Annotated in this window: 26 protein-coding genes; 19 read left to right on the top strand and 7 right to left on the bottom strand. The window is 63.3% G+C overall.

Going from position 1 to position 24219, the window contains the following annotated elements:
* Positions 1-81 precede the first annotated feature (81 nt).
* The 10 genes from AC5SSZ_RS03630 to AC5SSZ_RS03585 all read left to right on the top strand — a co-directional run bounded on the left by AC5SSZ_RS03630 (position 82) and on the right by AC5SSZ_RS03585 (position 10319).
* Positions 82-1146 carry a maleylacetate reductase gene (locus AC5SSZ_RS03630; protein WP_495436997.1) on the top strand — a complete coding sequence of 355 codons (1065 nt, stop codon included), beginning with the start codon at positions 82-84 and terminating at the stop codon, positions 1144-1146.
* Positions 1147-1190: 44 nt separating this feature from the next.
* Positions 1191-2465, top strand: coding sequence for an ABC transporter substrate-binding protein (locus AC5SSZ_RS03625; protein WP_495436995.1), 1275 nt, complete (start codon positions 1191-1193; stop codon positions 2463-2465).
* A gap of 95 nt (positions 2466-2560) precedes the next feature.
* Positions 2561-3280: an ABC transporter ATP-binding protein gene (locus tag AC5SSZ_RS03620; RefSeq protein ID WP_495436993.1), complete on the top strand. Its 720-nt coding sequence runs from the start codon at positions 2561-2563 to the stop codon at positions 3278-3280.
* The gene (locus tag AC5SSZ_RS03615) at positions 3280-3987 is read left to right on the top strand and encodes an ABC transporter ATP-binding protein (RefSeq protein ID WP_274867273.1); all 708 of its coding nucleotides are present in this window, start codon (positions 3280-3282) and stop codon (positions 3985-3987) included. Before AC5SSZ_RS03620 ends, AC5SSZ_RS03615 begins: the two co-directional genes overlap by 1 nt.
* The gene (locus AC5SSZ_RS03610) at positions 3984-4847 is read left to right on the top strand and encodes a branched-chain amino acid ABC transporter permease (protein ID WP_065270840.1); all 864 of its coding nucleotides are present in this window, start codon (positions 3984-3986) and stop codon (positions 4845-4847) included. The genes AC5SSZ_RS03615 and AC5SSZ_RS03610 overlap by 4 nt, the downstream gene beginning before the upstream one ends.
* Before the next feature lie 11 nt (positions 4848-4858).
* Positions 4859-5914, top strand: coding sequence for a branched-chain amino acid ABC transporter permease (locus AC5SSZ_RS03605; protein ID WP_065270841.1), 1056 nt, complete (start codon positions 4859-4861; stop codon positions 5912-5914).
* 2 nt (positions 5915-5916) lie between these two features.
* Positions 5917-7671 (top strand): FAD-dependent oxidoreductase, encoded by a 1755-nt coding sequence (locus AC5SSZ_RS03600; protein ID WP_495436990.1) that lies wholly within the window; start codon positions 5917-5919, stop codon positions 7669-7671.
* Positions 7672-7680: 9 nt separating this feature from the next.
* Complete coding sequence (locus AC5SSZ_RS03595; RefSeq protein WP_274828306.1) at positions 7681-8562, top strand: intradiol ring-cleavage dioxygenase; 882 nt, start codon at positions 7681-7683, stop codon at positions 8560-8562.
* Entirely contained in the window at positions 8559-9398 is an 840-nt protein-coding gene (locus tag AC5SSZ_RS03590) for a 3-oxoadipate:acetyl-CoA acetyltransferase (RefSeq protein ID WP_495436987.1), read from the top strand. Before AC5SSZ_RS03595 ends, AC5SSZ_RS03590 begins: the two co-directional genes overlap by 4 nt.
* 231 nt (positions 9399-9629) lie before the next feature.
* Positions 9630-10319: a glutathione S-transferase N-terminal domain-containing protein gene (locus tag AC5SSZ_RS03585; RefSeq protein ID WP_495436985.1), complete on the top strand. Its 690-nt coding sequence runs from the start codon at positions 9630-9632 to the stop codon at positions 10317-10319.
* A 113-nt stretch (positions 10320-10432) separates the two neighbouring features.
* Here AC5SSZ_RS03585 and AC5SSZ_RS03580 read toward each other — a convergent pair whose 3' ends face one another.
* From AC5SSZ_RS03580 to AC5SSZ_RS03565, 4 genes are all read right to left on the bottom strand, one after another.
* Positions 10433-11053, bottom strand: a complete 621-nt coding sequence (locus tag AC5SSZ_RS03580; protein ID WP_495436983.1) for an inner membrane-spanning protein YciB — start codon at positions 11051-11053, stop codon at positions 10433-10435.
* Between the two features lie 36 nt (positions 11054-11089).
* Positions 11090-11992 (bottom strand): EamA family transporter, encoded by a 903-nt coding sequence (locus AC5SSZ_RS03575; RefSeq protein WP_274828302.1) that lies wholly within the window; start codon positions 11990-11992, stop codon positions 11090-11092.
* Between the two features lie 67 nt (positions 11993-12059).
* Complete coding sequence (gene ftsY / locus AC5SSZ_RS03570) at positions 12060-13235, bottom strand: signal recognition particle-docking protein FtsY (protein ID WP_495436980.1); 1176 nt, start codon at positions 13233-13235, stop codon at positions 12060-12062.
* A 76-nt stretch (positions 13236-13311) separates the two neighbouring features.
* Positions 13312-13956: a lysoplasmalogenase gene (locus tag AC5SSZ_RS03565; protein WP_495436978.1), complete on the bottom strand. Its 645-nt coding sequence runs from the start codon at positions 13954-13956 to the stop codon at positions 13312-13314.
* Between the two features lie 146 nt (positions 13957-14102).
* Here AC5SSZ_RS03565 and AC5SSZ_RS03560 point away from each other — a divergent pair, with 146 nt between their 5' ends.
* A complete protein-coding gene (locus AC5SSZ_RS03560; RefSeq protein WP_495436976.1) occupies positions 14103-15125 on the top strand; it encodes an alkane 1-monooxygenase in 1023 nt (340 codons plus the stop codon).
* 43 nt (positions 15126-15168) lie between these two features.
* Positions 15169-15558, top strand: a complete 390-nt coding sequence (locus AC5SSZ_RS03555; RefSeq protein ID WP_237028416.1) for a hypothetical protein — start codon at positions 15169-15171, stop codon at positions 15556-15558.
* A gap of 56 nt (positions 15559-15614) precedes the next feature.
* Here the strand turns inward: AC5SSZ_RS03555 and xseA are convergent, their stop codons facing one another.
* Positions 15615-17159 carry an exodeoxyribonuclease VII large subunit gene (gene xseA / locus AC5SSZ_RS03550; RefSeq protein WP_495436974.1) on the bottom strand — a complete coding sequence of 515 codons (1545 nt, stop codon included), beginning with the start codon at positions 17157-17159 and terminating at the stop codon, positions 15615-15617.
* Between the two features lie 210 nt (positions 17160-17369).
* Between xseA and purD the strand changes: the two genes are divergently transcribed.
* The 4 genes from purD (at position 17370) to AC5SSZ_RS03530 (ending at position 20809) form a co-directional block, all read left to right on the top strand.
* Complete coding sequence (gene purD, locus AC5SSZ_RS03545; RefSeq protein WP_065270852.1) at positions 17370-18635, top strand: phosphoribosylamine--glycine ligase; 1266 nt, start codon at positions 17370-17372, stop codon at positions 18633-18635.
* A gap of 83 nt (positions 18636-18718) precedes the next feature.
* Positions 18719-19600, top strand: a complete 882-nt coding sequence (locus tag AC5SSZ_RS03540; RefSeq protein ID WP_495436972.1) for a bestrophin family protein — start codon at positions 18719-18721, stop codon at positions 19598-19600.
* A gap of 112 nt (positions 19601-19712) precedes the next feature.
* Positions 19713-20330, top strand: a complete 618-nt coding sequence (locus AC5SSZ_RS03535) for a LuxR C-terminal-related transcriptional regulator (RefSeq protein WP_495436970.1) — start codon at positions 19713-19715, stop codon at positions 20328-20330.
* Positions 20327-20809, top strand: coding sequence for a GNAT family N-acetyltransferase (locus AC5SSZ_RS03530; protein WP_495436967.1), 483 nt, complete (start codon positions 20327-20329; stop codon positions 20807-20809). Before AC5SSZ_RS03535 ends, AC5SSZ_RS03530 begins: the two co-directional genes overlap by 4 nt.
* Positions 20810-20914: 105 nt before the next feature.
* Here AC5SSZ_RS03530 and AC5SSZ_RS03525 read toward each other — a convergent pair whose 3' ends face one another.
* A complete protein-coding gene (locus AC5SSZ_RS03525; RefSeq protein ID WP_495436965.1) occupies positions 20915-21664 on the bottom strand; it encodes a VCBS repeat-containing protein in 750 nt (249 codons plus the stop codon).
* Positions 21665-21747: 83 nt separating this feature from the next.
* Positions 21748-22071 (bottom strand): 2Fe-2S iron-sulfur cluster-binding protein, encoded by a 324-nt coding sequence (locus tag AC5SSZ_RS03520; protein WP_065270855.1) that lies wholly within the window; start codon positions 22069-22071, stop codon positions 21748-21750.
* Between the two features lie 153 nt (positions 22072-22224).
* On the opposite strand from AC5SSZ_RS03520, the gene AC5SSZ_RS03515 reads away from it, so the two are divergent.
* The 3 genes from AC5SSZ_RS03515 (at position 22225) to AC5SSZ_RS03505 (ending at position 24075) form a co-directional block, all read left to right on the top strand.
* Positions 22225-22638, top strand: coding sequence for an OB-fold nucleic acid binding domain-containing protein (locus tag AC5SSZ_RS03515; protein ID WP_495436962.1), 414 nt, complete (start codon positions 22225-22227; stop codon positions 22636-22638).
* A gap of 135 nt (positions 22639-22773) precedes the next feature.
* The gene (locus tag AC5SSZ_RS03510; protein ID WP_495436960.1) at positions 22774-23298 is read left to right on the top strand and encodes a peptidoglycan-binding domain-containing protein; all 525 of its coding nucleotides are present in this window, start codon (positions 22774-22776) and stop codon (positions 23296-23298) included.
* 108 nt (positions 23299-23406) lie between these two features.
* Positions 23407-24075: a Crp/Fnr family transcriptional regulator gene (locus tag AC5SSZ_RS03505; RefSeq protein ID WP_065270858.1), complete on the top strand. Its 669-nt coding sequence runs from the start codon at positions 23407-23409 to the stop codon at positions 24073-24075.
* The last annotated feature ends 144 nt before the right edge of the window (positions 24076-24219 follow it).

The raw sequence follows: 24219 nt of genomic DNA, 5'->3' as shown, positions 1-24219 counted from the left end.
TATATTAAATGCCGTAATCTCGATCAACAGACCATTCACTGAGGTTTAACGTCCGGCACAACCGGAGGAGAAAGGTCTGAAATGACACAAGAGGCAGAAACCGCAACAGATGGTGTGCGCGTTGTATTCCAGGCTGGGGTGAAGGACATCCTTGTCGCAGAGACTCAGCGGCTGGGCGCGAAGAACGCCCTGGTTCTGTCCACCCCTCAGCAATCCGACGCAGCGCTGGAAATGGCCGAAACACTGGGCGAACTGGCCGCTGGCGTCTTCTGTCAGGCGGCGATGCACACCCCCGTCACCGTCACCAATGCGGCCATGGCCCACGCCAAAGAGGTCGCAGCGGACTGCATCATCTCAATCGGCGGCGGCTCGACCATCGGGCTGGGCAAGGCAATCGCCTATCGCACAGGCCTGCCGCAGATCGTGATCCCGACCACCTACGCCGGCAGTGAGGCAACGCCGATCCTCGGTCAGACCGAGAACGGCATCAAGACGACGCTGAGCCACCCCGAGGTGCTGCCCGAAGTCATCCTCTATGACCCCGAGCGCGTCGCGACGCTGCCGGTTGCCATGACCGTGACCTCGGCGCTCAACGCCATGGCGCATGCAGCCGAGGCACTTTATGCGCGCGACCGCACCGAAAAGACGGTGCATTTGGCCATCGAAGGGCTGAAGGCCTTCGTCGACGGCCTGCCCCGCGTTCTGGCCGCGCCTACGGATCTCGCAGCCCGCGCCGAGACGCAGCGCGGCGCCTGGGCCTGTGGCACGGTGCTGGGCCAGGTCGGCATGGCCCTGCATCACAAGCTGTGCCACACGCTGGGCGGCTCATTCGACCTACCCCACGCCGAAACCCACGCAATCGTTCTGCCCCATGCCATTGCCTATAACGCCCGCGCGGCAGCGACCGAACTGCTGCCGATTTGCGATCTTCTGGGCGGCGAGAATGCCGGGCGCGCCTTGTATGACTTTGCACAAAAACTCGGGGCGCCGCTGGCGCTGCGCGATCTGGGTCTGAAGGAGGAAGACCTGGACCGCGCCGCCGAACTGGCCACCACCAAACCCTACCCCAATCCGCAGCCTGTCACGCGCGACGATATCCGCGCGCTGTTGCAGGCGGCCTGGGCGGGAACGCCACCTGCCCACTGAACCGGGGCTTCGCGAACACTTTTGATGACGTCAGGGAGGACATCATGATTACACGCCGTAAACTGCTCAAATCCACCGCCGCCACCGGCCTCACGCTTGCTGCCGGGGGGCTGGCGGCACCAGCTCTGGCCCGGGATGCCAAGATCCGGCTGGGCTATGTCAGCCCGCAATCCGGCCCGCTGGCCGCATTTTCGGACGCCGACCGGTTCATCATCGAGGGTTTTCTAGCCTCGGATGCAGGCAGCAACTTCGAAGTGATCGTCAAGGACAGCCAGTCCAACCCCAACCGCGCCGCAGAGGTCGCCAAGGAACTGATCATCGACGACGAGATCGACATGATGCTCGTCGCCTCTACCCCCGAGACGACCAATCCGGTCGCCACCACCTGCGAGGCCGAGGAAATCCCGGTGATCTCCACCGTGGCCCCGTGGCAGCCCTATTTCATCGGCCAGCAGGGCAACCCGGGCGATCCCGGCAGCTGGCGGCCGTTTGATTTCAGCTTTCACTTCTTCTGGGGGCTGGAAGACGTGATTTCCACCTTCACGGCAATGTGGAACCAGCTCGACACCAATAAATCGGTTGGTGCGATCTTCCCCAACGATGGCGACGGCAATGCCTGGGGCGATCCGAACGTAGGCTTCCCGCCAGTGCTGGACGCGCAAGGGTATACTCTGACCGACACCGGTCGCTACCAGAACCTCACTGATGATTTCAGCGCCCAGATCAATGCCTTCAAGGCGGCGAATGCCGAAATCGTCACCGGCGTCCCGATCCCGCCGGATTTCACCACCTTCTGGACACAGGCCAAACAGCAGGGCTTCACCCCCAAGGCCGCAAGCATCGGCAAGGCCATCCTATTCCCGCAGGCGGTCGAGGCTCTAGGCGATCAGGGGCACAACCTGTCCTCCGAGGTCTGGTGGTCACCGAACCATCCGTTCTCTTCCTCCCTGACCGGGCAATCCGCTGCCGATCTGGCCGCAGGCTATAGCCAGGCGACGGGCAAGCAGTGGACCCAGCCCATCGGTTTCGTGCACGCGCTGTTCGAAATGGCGGCTAGTGTCATGGGCCGCGTCGAAGACAGCCGCGACCCGGATGAGGTCGCCGCCGCGATCGCCGCAACGCAGCTGGATTCGATGGTCGGACGCATCGCATTCGACGGCAAGGGCCTGCCGCCATTCGCCGCCGCGAATGTCGCCAAGACCCCGCTTGTGGGCGGTCAGTGGCGGCTTCAGGACGATGGCAGCTATGATCTCGTGGTGGTGGACAACTCCGATCACCCGGAGATCCCGACCGGCGGCAAGATGGAAGAGATTTCCTGATCCCATCCTGCCCTTGCGGGTCCTGCTGCACGTAGGACCCGCGCCCTCCCCCGGCCTTTTCACACCCCGTCCTGCGGACTGGCAAAGGACCTTTCATGTCGATCCTCTCTCTCCAATCGGTTTCAAAAAGCTTTGGCGCCCTGACCGTGACCGACGATGTCACCTTCGAGGTGCCACAGGGCCAGGCGCTGGGTATCATCGGCCCCAATGGCGCCGGGAAATCGACGCTGTTCAACCTGATCACCGGCAACCTGACCGCCAATTCTGGCACCATCAATTTCGAAAGGCGCGACGTCACCCGCACCTCGGCAATGGACCGCTGCATGGCGGGAATCGGGCGTTCCTTCCAGATCCCGCAGCCGTTCGAAAAACTGACCGTCTACGAAAACCTTCTGGTCGCCGCCACCCATGGCCGCCGCCTGGGTGAGGCCGCCGTGCGGGACGATTGCGCCGATATCCTGGAACGCACGGAGATGATCCGGCGTGCCAACACCCCGGCCGGACAGTTGTCGCTACTGGAGCGCAAGCGTCTGGAACTGGCCCGCGCCATGGCGACCCAGCCCAAACTGTTGCTGCTGGACGAAATCGCAGGCGGCCTGACCGAGGCCGAGTGCCAGTCGCTGATCGGTACCATCCGGGACATCCACGCGCAGGGCGTGACGATCATCTGGATCGAGCATGTCCTGCACGCGCTCACCTCGGTGGTGGAGCGCCTGCTGGTGCTCGATTTCGGCAAGGTCATCGGTCTGGGTGACCCCGACACCATCATGGCCAGCCGCGAAGTGCAGCAAATCTATCTGGGGATCGAAGTCTGATGTCATTGCTGGAAACCCATAACCTGACCGCCCACTACGGTGATTTTCAGGCCCTGTTCGGGGTGGATATCACCCTTGAAGAGGCGGAAACCGTGGCCATCATCGGCGCCAATGGCGCAGGTAAGACCACGCTGATGCGCTCGATTGCCGGGGTGCTGCGCAATGCAGCCGAGGCGGTCACCTACGATGGCCGCCCCGTTGGCGCGCAGCCCGCTGATGAAATCATGGCGCAGGGCGTCGCCATGGTGCCCGAAGGGCGCAAGCTGTTCCCCTCTCTCTCGGTCGAGGAGAACCTCCTGATCGGCACCTACGGGCGCAAAAAAGGCGGCCACTGGACGCTAAACACCGTCTACGATCTGTTCCCCATCCTGCGGGAGCGCCGCAACAGCCCCGGCACGGCCCTGTCGGGCGGGCAACAGCAGATGGTCGCCATCGGCCGCGCCCTGATGAGCAACCCGCGGGTTCTCTTGTGTGATGAGATCAGCCTTGGCCTTGCCCCGGTGGTGATCAAGGACATCTACGCCGCCGTCCCGGCGATCAAGGCGGCGGGCGCCTCGCTGGTGGTGGTGGAACAGGACATCGCCCAGGCCATGGCCGTCGCCGACCGCGTCTACTGCATGATGGAAGGCCGCATCACCCTGTCCGGCACCCCCGAGAGCCTCAGCCGCGAGGCCATCCACGACGCCTATTTCGGAGCAGCCGCATGATCTGGATCGACACGATAATCCAAGGCATCCTTCTGGGTGGCCTTTATGCCCTTTTTGCCGCCGGGCTGAGCCTGGTGTTCGGCATCATGCGGCTGGTGAACCTCGCGCATGGCGATCTGATCGTGATGGGTGCCTACCTGATCCTGTTGCTGGTGACGCTGCTCGGGATCTCTCCCTTTCTGGCGCTGCTCATTGCCATGCCGGTGATGTTCCTCCTTGGCTGGGCCTTGCAGAAGTTCCTGCTGAACCGGACGCTGGGCGATGACATCCTGCCGCCGCTGCTGATCACCTTTGGTCTATCGATTGCGCTGCAAAACGCGCTCTTGGAAGTCTTCTCCGCCGACAGCCAGCGCCTGCCGCCCAACGCGCTGACCACGGCGTCGGTGCAGATGGGGCCGATCTCGCTTGGCGTGATGCCGCTGCTGACCTTTGCCTCTGCCGTTCTGGTCATCGTCGGGCTGAACCAGTTGTTCTACCGCACCGAACTGGGGCGCGCCTTCCGCGCCACCTCGGATGATCCGACCACGGCCAGCCTGATGGGGATCAAGCCCGCAAACATCTTTGCGACCGCGACCGGGATCGCATTGATCATCGTGACCATCGCCGCCCTTTACCTGGGCCTGCGCGCCAACTTCGACCCCAACATCGGACCGGCCCGGCTGATCTATGCCTTCGAGGCGGTGATCATCGGCGGGCTTGGCTCTCTCTGGGGCACGCTGGCGGGCGGCATCATCATCGGGGTGGCGCAGACCCTCGGGGCCGCGATCACTCCGGAATGGCAAATCCTGGCCGGGCATGTCGCCTTCCTTCTGGTGCTGCTGATCAAACCGCGGGGGCTGTTCCCCCGGGCACACGACTAAAGGGGGCAGACATGACATATACTGTATCCACCCGAACCCCAGTCTCGCGCATCGCGGCAATTCTTGGCCTTGGCGGCACGCTGATCTTGGCGGCCCTGCCCTTCTTTGCCGGGCGCGGCACCATTCAGGACATGTTCTTTATCCTGACAATGCTGGTGCTGGCGCAGTTCTGGAACCTTCTGGCGGGCTATGGCGGTCTCGTCAGCATCGGTCAGCAGGCATTCGTCGGCATGGGCGCCTATGCGCTGTTTGGCGGCGTGATCCTTTGGGGGCTTGATCCGGTTTCCGCCATCCTTCTGGGCGGCATCGCGGCGCTGGTGATTGCCGTGCCCACCGCATTTTTCGCCTTCCGCCTGAACGGCGCCTACTTTGCCATTGGGACATGGGTCATCGCCGAGGTTGTCCGCCTCAGCGTCGCCCAGTGGAAGACGCTTGGCGGCGGCACCGGCACCTCACTGCCGCGCAGCGCCACCCGCGACATGTGGCTGGTCGAGATGATCGAAGAGGTGCTGGACGTGCGCTCTGCTGCGGCGCGCGATATCCTCGCCTATTGGCTGGCGCTGGTGCTGGCGCTGGCGACGATCGGCGGCATCTACTGGCTGCTGCGCAGCAAGAACGGACTGGCCCTCGCTGCGGTGCGTGACAACACCGAAGCGGCCAAATCCGTTGGCGTCGACGCCGGACGCATGAAGCTGGTGGTGTTCCTGACCTCGGCCTTTGGCACCGGCCTCACCGGGGCGCTGATCTACCTGCAAAAAGCCCGGATTTCGCCCGACGCCGCCTTCAGCGTCACCGACTGGACCGCCTATGTCCTGTTCATCGTGGTGATCGGCGGCATCGGCACCATCGAAGGTCCGATCCTAGGCGTTCTCATTTTCTTTGCGCTGCAATCCCTGCTGGCCGATTTCGGCAGCTGGTACCTGCTGACGCTGGGCCTTCTGGCCATTGCCATCATGCTGATCGCCCCGCGTGGGCTCTGGGGACTGATCTCCGAGCGTACAGGGCTGCACCTTTTCCCAATTCGCCGAACCCTGCGGGGCGGCAAACTATCACCATCGGAGGAATAAACATGGCTGACATCACCACAGAGGTTCTGATCATCGGCACCGGGCCTGCAGGGTCGGTCGCGGCGGCACTGTTGTCGAGCTATGGCATCGAGAATGTCGCGATCAACCGCTATCACTGGCTAGCCAATACCCCGCGCGCCCATATCACCAACCAGCGCACGATGGAGGTCCTGCGCGATCTGGGCAAAGAGGTCGAAGACGAGGTCTATCTCAACGCGATGGACCAGAGCATCATGGGCGAGAACGTCTTTTGCGAAAGCCTTGCTGGTGAGGAAATCGGCCGGATGAAATCCTGGGGCACCCATCCCCTGTCCAAGGCCGAGCACATGCTCTCCTCGCCCACCTTCATGAACGATCTGCCGCAGACCTTCATGGAGCCGATCCTGTTCAAAACCGCCTGCAAACGCGGCACCCGGGCGCGGATGAGCACCGAGTACAAAAGCCACGTGCAGGACGCTGAAGGTGTCACCACCACCTGCTATGACCGGATGACCGGGCAAGAGCTGACGATCCGCTCGAAATACCTGATCGGCGCCGATGGTGGCAATTCGCTGGTGGCCGAAAATGAAAACCTGCCCTTCGAAGGCCAGATGGGCGTCGGCGGCTCGATGAACATCGTGTTCCGGGCGGACCTGTCGAAATACGTCGCCCATCGTCCTTCGGTCCTTTACTGGGTGATGCAGCCCGGCGCGGATGTTGGCGGCATCGGCATGGGGCTGGTGCGCTGCGTACGCCCGTGGAACGAATGGCTGATCGTCTGGGGCTATGACATCAACGAGCCCGCCCCCAACGTGGATGAGGCCATGGCGACGGATGTGGCCCGGCAGCTGGTGGGCGATCCCGAGCTTGAGATCGAATTGCTCAGCGCCAACACCTGGACGGTGAACGACACCTACGCCACCCAGATGTCGCGCGGACGTGTCTTCATCATGGGCGACGCCGCCCACCGCCACCCGCCGTCGAACGGTCTGGGCTCCAATACCTCGATTCAGGATGCCTTCAACCTAGCGTGGAAACTTGCCGCCGTGGTCAAAGGTCAGGCCGGGGAACGGCTGCTGGAAACCTATTCCGAAGAACGCGCCCCGGTGGCCAAGCAGATCGTCACCCGCGCCAACCAGTCCATCGGCGAATTCGGTCCCATCTTCGAAGCCCTCGGCATGACCGGCGGTACCGACATTACCAAGATCAAAGCCAATATGGACGCCCGCTGTGACTCCACCCCCGAAGCCGAGGCCCAGCGCGAGGCGCTGAACAAGGCCATCGCCTTCAAGAAGTACGAGTTCGATGCCCATGGCGTCGAGATGAACCAACGTTACCGGTCAGATGCGACCGTGACCGATGGTCAGATCGAGCCGGATTTCAAACTGGATGCCGACCTGCACTACCAGCCGACCACATGGCCCGGGGCACGCATTCCCCATGCCTGGTTGTTCGACGCGGCGGGACAGAAACACTCCACCCTTGATCTGGCGGGCGGCGGTGCCTTCACCATCTTTACCGGTCTTGGCGGCGAAGCCTGGGTCGATGCGGCCAGCAAGATCGCCAAGGAGTTCGGCATCACGCTCAACGCCCATGTCATCGGCCCACGTCAGGAATACATGGATTACACCGGCGACTGGGCCCGCGCCCGCGAGGTCGGCGATAGCGGCTGCATCATCACCCGCCCCGACCAGCATGTCTGCTGGCGTCACGATGGCGCGCCCGACAATGCCGAAGCCGAGCTGACCCGCGTCTTCAAAACCATTCTGGCCCGATAGGAGGCGACAATGAGCGATCAGGAACAAGGGTATTTCACCGAAGAAAACTCGGCAGAGGTTGTCATCAGCCGCAATGCCAACGCCAAGAATGAACGCCTCGCCGAGGTCATGGCGGTGGTGACAAAGCATCTGCATGCCGCCGTGAAGGAGATCGAGCCAACGCAGGAGGAATGGTTCGAGGCAATCCAGTTTCTGACCAAGGTGGGCCACGCCTGCAACGACTGGCGGCAGGAGTTCATCCTGCTGTCCGACAGTCTGGGCGTCTCCATGCTGGTCGATGCGATCAACAACCGCAAACCCTCCGGCGCCTCGGAATCCACCGTCCTCGGCCCCTTCCACGTCGAGGACGCGCCGGAGCTGCCCATGGGCGCGGATATCTGCCTGGATCAGAAGGGTGAGCCGATGCTGGTCAAGGGCCGCATCACCGGCACCGATGGCCAACCCATCGCCAATGCCAAGATCGACGTCTGGCAGGCCAATGACGAAGGTTTCTACGACGTGCAGCAAAAGGGCCTTCAGCCCGATTTCAACCTGCGCGGCGTCTTCCGCACCGGGGCCGATGGCACCTATCATTTCAAAGGCGTGAAACCGAAATACTACCCGATCCCCGATGATGGCCCGGTGGGGCAGATGCTGACGCAACTGGGGCGCCACCCCTACCGGCCCGCGCATCTGCACTACATCCTCGAGGCAGACGGATTTGATACGCTGATCACCCATATCTTTGACCCGGATGATCCCTATATCCACTCCGATGCGGTCTTTGGCGTGAAGGAAAGCCTGCTGGCCAAGTTCGATCTGATCGAAGATCCCGCCCGGATCAGCGCAGCCGGTTTCGACCGCCCCTATTACGAGGTCGTGCACGACTTCGTGCTGGCGCCGAAATCATGACGGCGCCCTGCATCATCTGCGTGGCAATCACCGGCAGCTTGCCACGCAAGGAAAACAATCCCGCCGTGCCGATCACCGTCAGCGAACAGATCGAAAGCACCCATGAGGCTTTTGAAGCGGGCGCTGCCATCGTGCACGCCCATGTGCGCAACGACGATGAAATCCCCTCCAGCGATCCGGACAAGTTCGCGGCGCTGAAGGAAGGTATCGAAAAGCACTGCCCGGGGATGATCATCCAGTTCTCCACCGGCGGGCGGTCCGGCGCGGGCAAGACGCGCGGCGGCATGCTGCCACTTGCACCGGACATGGCGTCCTTGTCGGTGGGATCGAACAACTTTCCCAACCGGGTCTATGAAAACCCGCCGGATCTGGTCGACTGGCTCGCCGCTGAAATGCGCAGCTATCAGATCAAGCCCGAGATCGAGGCCTTTGATCTGTCGCATATCCTGAAGGCCGCCCAGATGCATGCGACCGGGCAGATCACGGACACGCCCTATGTGCAGTTTGTCATGGGGGTGAAAAACGCCATGCCTGCAGACAAGGCGGTGTTCGATTTCTACGTCGAAACGGTAAAGCGCCTGTTCGGTGCGGACGCGCCCTGGTGCGCGGCCGGGATCGGGGCAAACCAATCCGTTCTCAACGAATGGTCCGTGGCGGCAGGCGGGCATGCCCGCACCGGGCTCGAGGACAATATCCGGCTCGACAAGGATCGCCTCGCGCCCTCGAACGCGGCGCTGGTGCAGCGGGTGGTGGCCCTCTGTGAACAGAATGGCCGTAGCGTTGCCGATGCCGCCACCGCGCGCCGGATCCTAGGCCTGCGCCAAGGCGCGCAGTAGCGCAGCATCGCGCGCAGCTTCCCCGGCCGTCCCAAGCCGACCGGGGAAGCCCTGATTGCGGCGTCCTCTTAGGTGCCGCGCCTTTCGTTCCTCCCCTCCCTCTGCTCCCAACAGCTGCCGCCTGCGATCACAGAGTTGTGCGCGCGCCGCTGGTCGTCTTGCTGCCCCAGGGCGATCTATGATCACATGGCGCAGCCAATCACTGGCGACACCGGATAAGGGAACAGGGCATTGCAGGAACCGATCGATCTTTACTACTGGCCAACGCCGAACGGCTGGAAAGTCTCTATCGCGCTTGAGGAAATGGACCTCCCCTATCGGGTGCATCTGATCAATATCGGCAAAGGCGATCAATTCGCGCCGGAGTTCCTCAAGATCGCCCCCAACAACCGCATGCCCGCGATTGTCGATCCCGCTGGCCCAGGCGATGCCCCCCTCTCCCTGTTCGAAAGCGGCGCCATCCTGCAGTATCTTGCCCGCAAGACCGGGCGCTTCTACGGCAGCGATGAACGGGCGCGCCTAATGGTGGATCAATGGCTGATGTGGCAGATGGGTGGGGTTGGCCCGATGGCTGGTCAGGCGCATCACTTCCTGAAATACGCGCCCGAGGACCTGCCCTATGCCAAGGACCGCTACAGGTCCGAGGTCGCCCGGCTCTATGGCGTGCTGGACCGGCAACTGGCCGAAAACGAATATGTGGCGGGGGATGAATTCACCATCGCCGATATGGCGATCTGGCCCTGGGCGTCGCTCTGGGAAGGGCAGGAACAGACGCTGGAGGACAAACCGCATCTGGCCCGCTGGCTGGACCTTCTGTGGCAACGCCCCGGCCTGGTAGCAGGGCGTGCCCTCCACGCCGATCTGCGCGCCGACCGCTCGGACAGCAAGGCGCAGGAAATCCTATTTGGCGGCAAGGGCTGACAGCGCCTTCATGATGCCAACCGCAGCGCGCCCTGCGCGCTGCCCGGCCCAAGGCTGTTTGTGGCGCATCCTTGATGCGCCACACAGGCGCGGGAGCCCTGCGCCCCGGAAATTCACGCCTTGGGGTCTTCGACCTCTTCCTCTTCCTCAAGACCGTATTTCTGCAACAGCGGTCCCTGGGTCATGAAGAAGAGGAACATCGCCACCGGCAGACCGAAGGTCTTGAAATAGACCCAAGTGTCGGTGGTGAAGAACCGCCAGATCACCTCGTTCGCCACGGCCAGCCCCAGGAAAAAGCCGCAGATCCGCCGGGTGAGGATCATCCAGCCCGCTTCTTCCATCGGCATGACTTCTTCCATCACCACCTTCAGCCAGCTTTCGCCGCGCATCAGCCCGACGGCTAGCAGCCCGCCGAACAACAGGTAGATCATCGTCGGCTTCATCTTGAAGAACCGCTCGTCGTTGAACCAAACCGACAGCCCGCCGAACAGTACGACCAGAACCAGCGTCGCCAGCTGCATCTTCGACAGGTGCCCGGTCAGTTTCCACAGGGCAGCAGTCGACATCATCATCAGCGGCACAAAGGCAGCCGTCACCAGGATGAAACCCTTGTATTCCTCGCCCCCGATCAGAAAGATCTCATCCTTCAGCTTCAGATAGCCGATGAAAAACAGAACAATGGGGCCGAACTCCAGCACCATCTTCAGGATCGGATTGATTTTCTTGCCAGCCATTGGCGCTCCTGTTCGGTTGTCTTCCGGCGGCCCGCGTCAGCCGCCCACTTCCACAATCACCGCGCCCAGCGCGATCAGGGACATCAGCGCAATACGCCGCGGCCCCACGGTTTCTTTCAGCACCAGCCAGCCGATCAGCGCGGCAAAGACGGTCGAGGTCTCCCGCAGCACCGCCGCTTCGCCCACCTTGTCGAGCCGGGTCGCCAGCATCACCGCCCCGAAGGAGGCAAAGGCCACCAGCCCGCCAAAGACGCCCCGGACCAAAAGCGGCCCCGGATCCGGGCGCTCTGCCATCTTGCGCCAGCGCAGGTAGGCGACCGGAGGCATGGCTATTGCGTCGATCATGAAGAACCAGGCCAGAAAGGTGAACGGGTTCGCGGTGGCGCGGATGCCATAGGCGTCGTAGGTGGTGTAAAGTGCCACAAACAGCCCCGTCAGAACCGCAAGGCCCAGCGCCACCATCAGCGTGTCGCGGTTGGTTTCCAGATAGCGGTAGTTATAGGCCGCCAAACCAAAAATCCCCATGAGCAGCACCGCAACGCCCATCCATTGCATCACCGTGAAGGTCTCGGAGAATAGGTAATAGGCGCCGATGACGGTGAATAGCGGGCCAGTGCCTCGGACCACCGGATAAACCACCGTATAGCTGCCCTTGGTATAGGCCAGCGCCTGCAGAACCTTGTAGGCGACGTGAATGACCCAGACCACGGCAAAGATCGGCCACATATGCGGCTCGGGCCAGGGCACGACGAAAAGCGCGAACGGGGCTGCCATCAGCCCGTAGGAGGCGTCAATCGCCCCGCGTGACAGCCAGGGATCGTGACGCCCTTTTTGAAGTGCACCAAAGACCGCGTGCAGGAAAGCCGCCATCAAGGCCAGCATTAATGCAGCCTGGTGGCCCGCCTCGGTGCCCTCCAGCGAGATCAGCCAGTCGCTCATCCGCGGTGGCCCTCAGGGCGCGACGGCGCCGGGACAGTGGACCTCATCCGGCCGACGAACCGGCGGCTCAAGATCGGTCCAGCCCGGTCAGGGCCGCGGCAAATTCTTCCGGATCAAAGGGCGCAAGGTCATCGATCTGCTCACCCACACCGATGGCATGGATCGGCAGGCCGAACTTGTCCGCCAGCGCCACCAGCACGCCGCCCTTGGCGGTGCCGTCCAGCTTGGTCATCACCAGCCCCGAAACATCGGCCAGTTTCTGGAAGGTGTCGACCTGGTTCAGCGCGTTCTGGCCAGTGGTCGCATCCAGCACCAAAAGCGTATTGTGCGGCGCGGTCTCGTCCTTTTTGCGGATCACCCGCACGATCTTGGCCAGCTCCTCCATCAGATCGGCGCGGTTCTGCAGCCGCCCTGCCGTGTCGATCAGCAACAGATCCGCCCCGTCCGCTTCGGCGCGGGTCATAGCGTCAAAGGCGAGGCTCGCCGGATCCGATCCTTCGGGCGCGGTCAGCACCGGCACCCCGGCGCGGTCGCCCCAGACCTGCAGCTGTTCCACCGCCGCGGCGCGGAAGGTATCGCCGGCCGCGATCACCACGTTCTTACCCGCTGCCTTGAACTGGCTGGCCAGCTTACCGATGGTGGTGGTCTTGCCGGATCCGTTGACGCCGACAACCAGCACCACCTGCGGCCGCTTGGCGTAGATCGGCAGCGGCTTGGCCACCGGCTCCATCACGCGGGCGATCTCGGCCGAGAGCAGTTCCTTGATTTCCTGCGTGGACAGGCGTTTTCCGAACCGGCCTTCGGCCATATTCGCGGTCACCCGGAGGGCCGTATCCACCCCCATGTCCGAAGCGATCAGCAGCTCTTCCAACTGCTCCAGCATATCGTCGTCCAGCACCCGGCGCGGCGCAGTGCCCCCGGCGCGCCCCATGAGCCGCCCCAGCAGCCCCGGCGATTTCTGCGGCTTTTCAGGCTCTGGTTCGGGGATTGGTTCAGCAACAGGTTTGGGGGCGGCGGGCTTCGGTTCAGTCGCGACAGGCTGCGGCGTAGGCACCTCCTCCGCAACAGGCTCCGAAACTTGCGGTGCGGCCTCAGACTCGGTTTCAGGTGCGGCGGTGTTTTCGACGGGAGCCTTATCCTCGGCCTTCTCGTCGGCCCCTTCCGCAACAATTGCATCCAGCCCATCCTCCAGTTTCGAAGAGGATTTGAACAACCGGTCCTTGAGCTTTGTGAAAAACGCCATCGGAGTCTCCGCAGTAAGTCTGTAACTCACCTAATGCGGTTTGCTCGCGGTTGCAAAGCGGATGACAGCCCTGAGGTCAGGAAAATGCATACCAAAAGCCAAGCTGGGCGCCCCAATAGAGCGGCCAGACCGCATAGGGGGCAATCCGGCGAAACCGGTGCCCCTCGGGCAGTACGAAAGTTTCAAAGGCCAGAACCACGTCCGATGCGACAAAGGCAAGGGCAGCAGGCAGCGCGCAGACCAACGCGCCCTGCCCGGGTAGGGTGGCGGCCGCCGCCCCCATCGACAGGATGATCGGGATATAGGCCAGCACCGCGCCCTTCAGCGCCCCTGCGCGCGGCGCCAGCACCCGCACCATGATGCCGCCCAGAAGGACCAGCGCGGTCAAGATGAGGAGGCCTGACATCTGCAAGAGACGCCCGGGATCGCTTCCAGGCGTGCTGAGGAACAGCACAACATATGCCAGATGCCCGGCGGCAAAGGCCCCGACCCCGGCCATGAAGGCCCCCTCCCCATCGCGGGACAGGCAATAGTCGCCCAGCGCGCAGAGCAGCAGCCCCAGCGCCAGCAGCGCCGGTGCCCCGGCAATCAGCGCCAGCACAGCCAGCAAGGCGACAGAGGCGGTTTTCAGAACACTGCGCAACAGGCCTGCGGGGCGCGCGGTGAAAAACAGATAGGCCAGCGCGCAGCCTGCCGCGGCACTCAGCAATACGGTTTCCATTCTGGCCTCTCTCCCCTGCCTCATCTTGCTGCGGCGGATGCAGCGCGTCATTGCCCCGCATGCTTGCCCGAGGCGATGGCTTCGGTCAAAGGTAACCAAGGGAAAAGCACGCCTTCATCCCTTTGCACTTGCACAAGGACCGCCCCATGTTCTGGTTTTCCATTGCCAGCCTGACGCCGCCCGTTCTGATCGGGCTTGCCAGCCTCTGGGGCGGGGTCTGGAGCTGGGCAGCCCTTGGATCCATGTCCGTACTGGTGCTGCTACTGGACCGGATCGGGCAACGGGCGCAGAACCAGACCAGCGCGCGCGGCGCAGAGGCGCTTCAGGTCGCGTTGGCTCTTGCCCATTTTGCCTTGCTGCTGCCAGTGGCCACGGCCCTGCCCCGGATTGGCTGGAACGGGGCGATACCGCTAGTTCTGGCGCAGGGGTTGTTCATGGGGCAGACCTCACATCCCAACGCGCATGAGCTGATCCACCGCCCAACCCGGGCTTTGCGCCGCCTCGGTGTTCTGGTCTATGCCACCATGCTGATCGGGCACCATGCCTCGGCGCATCTGAAAGTGCATCATGTGCATGTAGCGACCCCACAGGACCCCAATACGGCCCGGCGCGGCGAAGGCTTTTACCGGTTCCTGCTGCGGGCCTGGATTGGCTCTTTTCGCACAGGGCTGGCTGCTGAAAACGCCGCGCGGCAGCGCAAGCAGGTCCCCCCTTCGACCCTCAGCCATCCTTATGTGGCCTATATCGCTATCGCCTTGCTGTGCTGCGCGGCCGCCTATCTGGCGGGCGGCGTCATCGCCCTCTTTCTTTTCCTGTTTGCCACAGCCCATGCGCAGATGCAGATCTTTCTCGCCGATTACGTGCAGCACTACGGGCTGCTGCGCCAAACCCGTGACTCGGGCCGCCCGGTGCCCGTCGGGCCGCAGCATTCCTGGAACGCACCGCATTGGTATTCTTCGGCGATGATGCTGAACGCGCCGCGCCATTCCGACCACCACGTCGTGCCCGCCCGCCGGTTCCCCGAACTGCAGTTGACGCCCGATATGCCGACACTGCCGCATTCCCTGCCCGTGATGGGCGCGATTGCGCTGATCCCCTCCCTCTGGCGGCGCAAGATGGGGCGGGAACTGGCCAAACTGAGCGGCAAGCGGTCCGAAGGCTTGGACTGAGCCCCACCTGTCTGGCACACTTCACTCCATGCGGACCTTGTTGATGATTCCCCTCTGCGCTTTGCTGGCTGTCCCCGGGATGGGCAAAGCCGCTGAGCCGATGGGCGCTGAGGAGTTCGACAGCTACACCCGGGGCAAGACGCTGTTCTATGGCTTTGATGGCACCGCCTACGGGGTAGAACGCTATCTGCCGAACCGCCGTGTCATCTGGTCCTTCCTCGATGGCCGCTGTCAGGAAGGGCACTGGTACCAGCAAGCCGATCAGATCTGTTTCCTCTATGAGGACCGCAATGATCCCCAGTGCTGGCGGTTCTCCCTTACCCCCAACGGTCTCAGCGCGCGGTTCCAGAATGACCCCGAAGCCACCGAGCTTTATGAGGCCGAGGATATCGGCGAAGAGATGATCTGCCTCGGCCCCGACGTCGGGGTCTGACGCGCGCTCACTCCGCGCCGAATAGTGAAGTACGGGTCGGCAGGATCAAATTGCTATCAGAACAGCGATCCCTGCTCCCCATCATCCGGGGAGCTCTTTGGTTTGGCCTTGGGCTTGCTGGCCTTTGGCTTTGCTGCCGACGCCCCCCCTCCGCCTGCCTTTGTGGCTGGCGCAGGTGCACCGCCCAGATCAAGCCGTCCGTCTTTGAACTCGATTTCCAATGGCCCCGCTTTTTCGGCCGCGGCGCGGGTGGTGATGACGGTCTGACCGGACCGCACCACAGCATAGCCACGCTCCAGCGTTGCCTTGTAGCTGAGGATCTCAAGCTGCCGCCCCGCCGCCGAAAGCTGTTGCCGCTGCCGGTCAAGCCGTTGCCGCTGCACAGTGTCCAGCCGCTGGCCCAGCTGGGTGATCCGATCCTGACGCCGCTGGATTTCCTGCTGGATGGGTCGCAAGGACAGCCGCGATGACAGGTTGCGCAAACGGTCCGTCCGCCCCGCCACAAGCTGCCGCAGGGTGGAGGGGCGCAGGCTTGCCGCCGCCTCGCTCAGCTGTACGCGGCGGCGCTGCACCACCGAGGTCAGCGCACGCGGCAAGCCATCGCTGGCCTGATCCAGCCGCTGCCGGGGCGTTTCCAGCAAGGTTTCCGGGCGGGGCAAGGCGCGCGACAGGTCATTCAGGCGTTGGCGACGCAGCTGCACCGCCTGCCCCGCGGCACGCGCCAGCCGGGCACCCTGATTCTCGCTCCAGCCCAGAAGATCCAGCCGTACTGGCACCGCCAGCTCGGCCGCCGCCGTCGGCGTCGGCGCCCTACGGTCCGATACAAAATCAATCAGCGTGGTGTCGGTTTCGTGCCCCACGGCAGAGATCAGCGGAATATCCGAGGCCGCTGCTGCCCGGGCCACGATTTCCTCGTTGAAGCCCCAGAGATCCTCGATCGAGCCACCACCGCGCGCCACGATGATCAGATCGGGGCGCGGCAGAGCGCCGCCCGGGGTCATGCGGTTGAAACCTTCGATGGCGCGGGTCACCTCCGGGGCGCAATTGCTGCCCTGAACGGCAACTGGCCAGACCAGAACCTTGCGCGGGAACCGGTCTCGCAGCCGGTGCAGGATATCGCGGATCACCGCCCCCGAAGGCGAGGTCACGACCCCGATGATTCCCGGCAGATAAGGCAGTGGTTTCTTGCGCTCAGGCGCGAACAAACCCTCGGCCTCCAGCTGTTTCTTGCGTTTTTCCAGCAGCGCCATCAGCGCGCCCTGCCCGGCGACCGCGACCTCTTCGACGTTCATGTTGTACTTGGACTGCGCCCCGAAGGCCGTGAGGCGGCCGGTGACGATCACCTCCAGCCCCTCTTCGGGCACCACCGACAGACCCGCGACCTGACCTTTCCAGGTGGTACAGGCCAGCACGTTCCGGTCGTCCTTGATGTCGTAGTACAGATGCCCCGAACGCGCCTTGAACACCCGCCCTACCTCGCCGCGTACACGGATCCGGCCAAAGGTGCTTTCGAGGGTGCGTTTCACCTCGCCCGAGATCTCGGAAACGGTGAATTCCGGCGCGTTCTGACCGGGGGTGGGATCGTCGAGCAGGTCGGACATCGGCGGATCTTTCGGACTGTTATCTGGGCAGTTGAGGTGGCGGCAGGCCTGCGACCATACGCAGTTCTTGTTTTACAGGCCCGCGCAGCATAGAACCCGCGACAAGCATGGCAAGCCCCCGGCGCAGGTGTCATTTCCTGCTCCAGACAGGCCGCTGCCGCATGGCGATATACGCTCCGTTTCCGGGGCGGACAGACCGGAGAAGACGCGATGAATATCCTTATCCTTGGCAGTGGCGGGCGCGAACATGCTCTGGCCTGGGCGGTGATGCAGAACCCCAAATGCGACAAGCTGATCGTGGCGCCGGGCAATGCGGGCATTGCCCAGATCGCCGATTGTGCCAGCCTTGATATCGAGCAAGGCGGCGCGGTGGTGACCTTTGCCGAGGAAAACGCCATCGATTTCGTCATCGTTGGCCCCGAGGCGCCGCTTGCCGCTGGCGTTGCCGACCGGCTGCGTGAGGCGGGCATTCTGGTCTTTGGCCCCTCGCAGGCAGCGGCGGAACTGGAAGCCTCCAAAAGCTTTACCAAGGAGATCTGCGACGCGGCCAAGGCGCCGACCGCAGCCTATGGCCATTTCACCGATGCCGAGGCCGCCAAGGCCTATGTGAAGCAACAAGGCGCTCCCATCGTGGTCAAGGCCGACGGTCTGGCCGCTGGCAAGGGCGTCATCGTCGCGATGGATGAACAGACCGCGCTGGATGCCATCGAGGACATGTTCGGTGGCAGCTTCGGCGGCGCCGGCGCCGAGGTAGTGATTGAGGAGTTCATGGAGGGCGAGGAAGCCTCGCTTTTCGTACTGGTGGATGGCGAGGACGTGCTGTCCATCGGCACCGCGCAGGATCACAAACGCGTCGGCGAAGGCGACACCGGTCTCAACACCGGCGGCATGGGCGCCTATTCCCCGGCGCCAGTCCTGTCGGCCGAGATCGAAGCCCGCGCCATGGAAGAGATCGTCAAACCCACCATGGCCGAAATGGCCCGGCGCGGCGCGCCTTATCAGGGCGTTCTTTATGCCGGTCTGATGATCAAGGACGGTCAGCCCCGCCTGGTGGAATACAACGTCCGCTTTGGCGATCCGGAATGTCAGGTTCTGATGATGCGTCTTGGCGCCCAGGCCCTGGACCTGATGCACGCCGCCGCCGAAGGCCGCCTGAGTGACGCGCAGGTGAACTGGGGCGATGACCACGCCATCACCGTTGTCATGGCGGCAAACGGCTATCCCGGCTCTTACGAAAAAGGCACCGAGATCGGCGGTCTGGATGCCCTGCCCGAGGACAGCAGCAACATGGTCTTCCATGCCGGCACCAAGGCAGACGGCGGCAAGGTTCTGGCCAATGGCGGCCGGGTGCTGAACGTCACCGCCCGCGGCGACAGCCTGGCTGAAGCCCGCGACCGGGCCTATGCGATGGTCGACCAGATCGACTGGAAAGACGGGTTCTTCCGCCGTGACATCGGCTGGCGCGCCCTGTCGTAGCAGGTACAGTTTCCGGGGGCTGCCGACCTGGTCCGGGGCAGCCCTCAGTTGACCACTCCCACCTTTGTTGAAGGACCCTGCCGATGATCCTGCGCGAAAAGCCCGGCATTGTGGCGTTGCTGTTTGCGGTGCGTGGCTCTGTCCTGCCCCGCATACTGCCGCGCATTCTTGCGGTCTCCGCACTGGCCGCTGTGGTGGTCTGGCTGGACGGGCATGTTCTTGCGCTGCCCCACACCAACGCCGCGCCCTTTGCGGTCTTCGGCGTGGCCCTGTCGCTGTTTCTCGGTTTTCGCAACAACGCCGCCTATGAACGCTGGTGGGAGGGGCGCTGCCTCTGGGGGCAGCTGCTTGCCGATCTGCGGGCGCTTGGCCGCGATGCGGAGCTGTTCCTGCCGCAGCGCGAAGATCGGCAGCAGCTGTTGCGACTGGCGCTGGGGTTCATCCACCTGCACCGGATCAACCTGCGCAAATCATCGGATTTCACGCAGGCAAACGCATGGGCCGGTGAGGATTTCTCGCAAGCGCCGCATCCGCCCTGCGCCGTGATGAACCGGATGACGACATTGGCCGCAAAATCCGCGCCTGACGGGTTTGCCCGCAAGGCGCTGTCAGAGCGCCTGTCCTCGATCACCCTGGCCCAGGCCGGATGCGAACGGATCGCCGCGACGCCTCTGCCTTACGTCTACTCGCTGCTGGTGTTCCGGACCACCTATCTCTACTGCCTGCTGATCCCCTTTGCGCTGCTGGAAAGCACCGGCTGGATGACCCCCGTCTTTGTCGCCATCGTGGCCTATGTGTTCTTCGGCCTTGCCGAAGTGACCGAGGAATTGTCGCACCCGTTCGGCGAAACCGTGAACGGCCTGCCGCTGGATGCGGTGTGCCGGACGGCCGAAATTTCTCTTTGCGACCATCTGGAGCAAACCCCACCCGCGCCGATGACACCGCAGAACTATATCCTGACCTGAAAGCGCGCCCATTGCCCGGCCCGCCCTGCGGCTTTTGCGCTGTCTATAAGTGTTTTCAGCGGCTTTGCGGTAGGTTACTAACTTGGGTCAAGCCTGGGAGGCACAATGCACAATGGACAAACACCCGGATCCCGCCACGCTGGACAGGCTCTATGCCGACCGCGATCTGGCACAACTTGCCTTTGAATATTCCCCTGTCGGCATCGTGGTGACGGAAAACCGCGTGCTGCGGGAATGCAATCAACGGTTCTGCGACATGTTTGGTTATGCCCGCGAAGAGCTGCTGGACCAGCTTTTTTCCTTTCTCTATCCGTCGGACGAAGAGTTCCAGAACCTGCGCAACCGCGGTGACAAGAGCCTTGGACAGGGCAATCCCTACTGGGACGAGCGGGTGATGAAACGCAAGACCGGGGATCTGTTCTGGGTGCGGGTGCGGGGCCATACCTTTACCCCGGATGAGCCGCTGGGCCGCGCGGTTTGGAGCTTTGCCGACCTGTCGGGCGTGCGCCCCTATCAACCCCTCACCCGGCGCGAACGCGAAGTCTATTCCCTGCTGCGTGAAGGCAAGACCAGCAAGGAGATCGCCCGGATCCTGACGCTCAGCTATCGCACGGTCGAGGTGCACCGGGCGCGGCTTCTGAAAAAGGTTGGAGCCAACAATACCGCCAGCCTGTTCTCCTCGCTCGGGGATATCGGCGGCGATCACGTGGTGAGCGGCAACAGCCCGTGACTGGCGTTTCCTCACGGCTGACACCGGAGCGCCTAGCCGCATCGGATCCACGTCTGTCGGCGGTTCTCGACCTGATCCGGCGCAGCTTTGCCTTCATGGAGGGGCGCATTGACCCGCCCTCCTCGATGCGGCGTCTGACGGTAGAGGCGCTGCAGGAACAATGCCGACGCGGCGAGATCTGGATCCTGGGCACGCCGCCCTTGGCCTGCGTGTTCCTGACCCCGAAACCGGACTGTCTGTATCTTGGAAAACTGGCGGTGGAGGAAAGCAGCCGCGGCGCCGGACTGGCGCGCATTCTGGTGGATCACGCCGTCCAGCGGGCAAGGGAACTGGGCCTGCCCGCCGTGGAGCTACAAACCCGCGTGGAGCTGGTGGAAAACCACCAGGCCTTTTCAAGGCTGGGATTTGTACAGGTCGGCGCCACGGCGCATCCCGGCTATGACCAGCCAACCTCGCTGACCTTTCGTCGCCCTGTCTGAGAGGTCTGCTTCGAGGGTGCATCGTCGCCCTCCCGCCCGCTGAGGCGCATTCACTGAATGCTTCCAGCCCTTGCGTCGGCGCCGCACCTCGGCAGGCATGTTGCCTTATTCGCAGGTCAGGGCATCCTCAACCGACTGCGTCCCGGAAAAGGGGCCAATGTCGCGGGTCTTGATCCCCGCGACGGTCAGGCGGGAGGCCATGATGCGGGACCAGCTGGCATTGGCGGTCACAATCTCGGGGCCGTTTTCACAGTTGCGAATGCCGGAGGTGATGAAATCCTGCCCGATCCGGTGATTGGTCAGCCCAGGCAGGCTTGCAACCTCGGTCAGCGTCCTGCCGTCATAGCGCCAGATGCGCAGTGTCTTGGCCAGATGCGGTCGGTCGATATAGGCAAGCTCCACATGGCCATCGTCATCCAGATCTGCAGCGCTGATAGGGGCCAGCCAGCGGTTGCTTTGCCCGATGTGTGGCGTCTCCGCGATCTTCCCACCAGCGCCATAAAGCGCCAGCGCCGCCCCCTGCGCCATATCCGTTTCCACGACCATGACGGCATCGGCACGGCCATCCAGTGACAGATCCACGAGGCGCGGTTTCAGATCCTCGAACACGTGATCCTTGGGTAATTCGATCTCGACACGCATAGCGGTGCCATTCGGCCCTGCGAGTGTCAGGGAGAGGCCGAACCACTCCACCGCGTCCCCCAGAACGCCATGGGCATAGCGTGTGGTCGGGCCGGTATACTCGGCGGACAGGATTTCTTCAGTCCCGTTCGGGGCGCCCTGTCCGTTATCAACTCCGACCACTTGCGCAGAGGCAGAACCGATCGACAGGGAGGTCCCCCACAGGAGCCACATGCATAACACCTGCCCGGCGCGGCGAATGGACCAGGGCCAGGATCGTAACGGCAGACGCCGCGCTCCCATCCCCGGCAACTTCATCAGATCTGCTTTTCGGGCATCTTTACAACGAGACCGTCCAGAGCATCCGTCACCTTCAGCTGACAGGTCAGACGGGAGCGCTCGGGATCGGGCTCAAAGGCGAAATCCAGCATGTCCTCTTCCATGTCGTCCTTGGCGGGCAGCTTCTCGACCCAGGCAGGATCGACATAGACGTGGCAGGTGGAGCAGGCACAGGCGCCGCCGCAGTCGGCTTCAATCCCCGGAATATTGTTATCCCGCGCGCCTTCCATCACGGTCAACCCGTTGGCCACTTCCACAACATGCTCGGTGCCGTTGTGCTCGACATAGGTAATCTTTGCCATGGTCGTTTCTTCCCCTTCTCGGTCCTTCCCGCCTGTTTATCCAAGGCCCCGCCGCTGCACCAGTGCAATCTGCCCTGACCCGGCCCAGGGGTGGACTTTGACGATACATGTTCTATTTTTGTTCCTAAATTTCCAAACCACCAAAGCGTCACGATGACACCCGCCCCACCACAACACAGCCGCACCACCCTCGGATGGCCTCGCCCGCCCGCCTGCCTGCAGGCCGACCGGTTGGCGCGGGTACCGCAACAGGCCCGCGTCACGGTGGCCGGGCTGGTGATCCTGCGCCAGCGCCCCGGCACCGCCAAAGGGGTAATCTTCATCACGCTGGAGGATGAAACCGGGGTGGTGAATGTCATCGTCTGGCGCAAGGTATACGAGGCCTACCGCCGCGCCGTCATTTCCGGGCGGCTTCTGCGGATCAACGGCCGCCTGCAACGCGGCGACGGTGTCACCCATGTGATTGCCGAAGGGATCGAGGATATCTCGGGCATGCTGGACATCCTGCTGAGCCGTCAGGGACGCAGCGAGGATCCGGCCTTTGCGCCAGTGCAGAAAATGGACTAACCTGCGGCAAAACCCGCCGGTCTGCCTGCAGACCCTCAGAGGTCCGAGCATATGATCAGCGCCCCCTTGCCGAGGCTCCAGATACGACAGCTGAAACGCCCGTCGATGCCGCCCCAGATAAGACATCTGGCAGTGTTGCTGCGGCGGCCCCCGCTCCAGTCCTCGGTCATCCTTCTGACATTCGCAGCGCTCAGCGCCTGTACACCGGCCAGTGCTCCCGGCACCGGGGCTAATGCGCACTCCCGACCTGCTGCCCCGCCCGGCGCGGCGCCGGACAGTTGCTGGGACCGCCACGTCAGCCCCGCCATCATCGAAACGGTAACTGTCCAGGTTCTGGCCGAGCCGGAACAGCGCGACGCCGATGGCCGGATTGTTCAGCCCGCTGTCTTCCGCACCGAAACCCGGCAGGACATCGTGCGCCCGCGCACCGAAAGCTGGCTGCAGATCACCTGCCCCGTCGACATGACGCCGGACTTCATCGCCTCGCTACAGCGCGCCTTGGCCGTGCGGGGGCACTACAAGGGCAGCGTTACCGGCAAGCTGGACCGGCCCACGCGGCAGGCGATCCTGCGCTATCAGCAGCGACACGGCCTTGAGAGCCACATTCTGTCGCTGGACAGCGCCCGCCGTCTGGGCCTGATCGCGATCCCGAAATCGTAAGCGCAACAGCAGTTCCCCGCCCGCCCCGCCTCTGATAGTGTCTGGCGCAAAAGACCGTACCGGCGCCGACCAACGGCATCCCGGGCAAACCTCTGCGGAGATGACACGATGCGACATGACCGCCTGCCGGACACAGGGTTCCTTTCCGGGGCCTCGGCGCCGCTGCGGCAGATGCTGGAAAGCCAGGCCAGTGACATCCGGCTGTCCCAAGGCGAAGTTCTGTTCGAACAAGGCGATACCGGCGATGCGCTTTATGCCATCATCGAAGGCGCCCTGGAGTTCTCGATCCTGTCCATCGCCGGGCGCAAGCTGACGCTTGATCTGATGCGCCCCGGAGCGGTGTTTGGAGAGATTGCCCTGTTTGATCCGGGCGCTCGCACCGCGACAGTCACCGCCAGCGAGCCCAGCCGTATCCGGCGACTGCGCAACCGGGATGTGCTGGCTCAGATCCAGCAACATCCCGAACTGGCCGGGGACCTGTTGCGACTGGCGGGGCAGCGCATGCGCTGGATGAATGCACAGCTGAACGAACAGGTGTTTCTGCCGATGCCGGTCCGGCTGGCCCGTAAATTGCTGTACCTTACCCCGGACAGCGGCGACGGGCGACTGGGACTGTCGCAAAGTGAGCTTGCCGAATTCGTCGGCGCCACCCGCGAGGCGGTGTCGAAAACACTGTCGAACTGGAAACGCAGCGGCATCATCGAAATCAACCGCGGCGCCCTGCAGATCCTCGATCGCACGGCCCTGGGCCTGCTTGCGGAACCGGAACTAATCTGAGCCAAACAATCCAAAAACACATTTTCTGACATTGGTGTGAACTGGGTCACAGAGCCGGGACCGCTGATCTGCGAAGGTCATTTCAAGGGCAGGCATTTACCGTTCCATCCCAATGCCCGCCTGTACCTACAAGAGCCATGTGCC

The organism is Phaeobacter sp. CC-HEC084, assembly GCF_059429255.1.
The sequence above is the reverse complement of the archived record's forward strand: the minus strand, read 5'-3'. Positions and strand labels throughout refer to the sequence as shown.

Excerpts from the sequence above, each read along its gene's own strand:
- AC5SSZ_RS03590 (WP_495436987.1), top strand. The coding sequence starts at position 8,559 with ATGACGGCGCCCTGCATCATCTGCGTGGCAATCACCGGCAGCTTGCCA.
- AC5SSZ_RS03580 (WP_495436983.1), bottom strand. The coding sequence starts at position 11,053 with ATGGCTGGCAAGAAAATCAATCCGATCCTGAAGATGGTGCTGGAGTTC.
- AC5SSZ_RS03595 (WP_274828306.1), top strand. The coding sequence starts at position 7,681 with ATGAGCGATCAGGAACAAGGGTATTTCACCGAAGAAAACTCGGCAGAG.
- AC5SSZ_RS03605 (WP_065270841.1), top strand. The coding sequence starts at position 4,859 with ATGACATATACTGTATCCACCCGAACCCCAGTCTCGCGCATCGCGGCA.
- AC5SSZ_RS03575 (WP_274828302.1), bottom strand. The coding sequence starts at position 11,992 with ATGAGCGACTGGCTGATCTCGCTGGAGGGCACCGAGGCGGGCCACCAG.
- AC5SSZ_RS03515 (WP_495436962.1), top strand. The coding sequence starts at position 22,225 with ATGACACCCGCCCCACCACAACACAGCCGCACCACCCTCGGATGGCCT.
- AC5SSZ_RS03555 (WP_237028416.1), top strand. The coding sequence starts at position 15,169 with ATGATTCCCCTCTGCGCTTTGCTGGCTGTCCCCGGGATGGGCAAAGCC.
- AC5SSZ_RS03525 (WP_495436965.1), bottom strand. The coding sequence starts at position 21,664 with ATGTGGCTCCTGTGGGGGACCTCCCTGTCGATCGGTTCTGCCTCTGCG.
- AC5SSZ_RS03535 (WP_495436970.1), top strand. The coding sequence starts at position 19,713 with ATGGACAAACACCCGGATCCCGCCACGCTGGACAGGCTCTATGCCGAC.
- AC5SSZ_RS03615 (WP_274867273.1), top strand. The coding sequence starts at position 3,280 with ATGTCATTGCTGGAAACCCATAACCTGACCGCCCACTACGGTGATTTT.
- AC5SSZ_RS03505 (WP_065270858.1), top strand. The coding sequence starts at position 23,407 with ATGCGACATGACCGCCTGCCGGACACAGGGTTCCTTTCCGGGGCCTCG.
- AC5SSZ_RS03560 (WP_495436976.1), top strand. The coding sequence starts at position 14,103 with ATGTTCTGGTTTTCCATTGCCAGCCTGACGCCGCCCGTTCTGATCGGG.
- AC5SSZ_RS03565 (WP_495436978.1), bottom strand. The coding sequence starts at position 13,956 with ATGGAAACCGTATTGCTGAGTGCCGCGGCAGGCTGCGCGCTGGCCTAT.
- AC5SSZ_RS03600 (WP_495436990.1), top strand. The coding sequence starts at position 5,917 with ATGGCTGACATCACCACAGAGGTTCTGATCATCGGCACCGGGCCTGCA.
- purD (WP_065270852.1), top strand. The coding sequence starts at position 17,370 with ATGAATATCCTTATCCTTGGCAGTGGCGGGCGCGAACATGCTCTGGCC.
- AC5SSZ_RS03625 (WP_495436995.1), top strand. The coding sequence starts at position 1,191 with ATGATTACACGCCGTAAACTGCTCAAATCCACCGCCGCCACCGGCCTC.
- AC5SSZ_RS03540 (WP_495436972.1), top strand. The coding sequence starts at position 18,719 with ATGATCCTGCGCGAAAAGCCCGGCATTGTGGCGTTGCTGTTTGCGGTG.
- ftsY (WP_495436980.1), bottom strand. The coding sequence starts at position 13,235 with ATGGCGTTTTTCACAAAGCTCAAGGACCGGTTGTTCAAATCCTCTTCG.
- AC5SSZ_RS03520 (WP_065270855.1), bottom strand. The coding sequence starts at position 22,071 with ATGGCAAAGATTACCTATGTCGAGCACAACGGCACCGAGCATGTTGTG.
- AC5SSZ_RS03610 (WP_065270840.1), top strand. The coding sequence starts at position 3,984 with ATGATCTGGATCGACACGATAATCCAAGGCATCCTTCTGGGTGGCCTT.
- xseA (WP_495436974.1), bottom strand. The coding sequence starts at position 17,159 with ATGTCCGACCTGCTCGACGATCCCACCCCCGGTCAGAACGCGCCGGAA.
- AC5SSZ_RS03630 (WP_495436997.1), top strand. The coding sequence starts at position 82 with ATGACACAAGAGGCAGAAACCGCAACAGATGGTGTGCGCGTTGTATTC.
- AC5SSZ_RS03620 (WP_495436993.1), top strand. The coding sequence starts at position 2,561 with ATGTCGATCCTCTCTCTCCAATCGGTTTCAAAAAGCTTTGGCGCCCTG.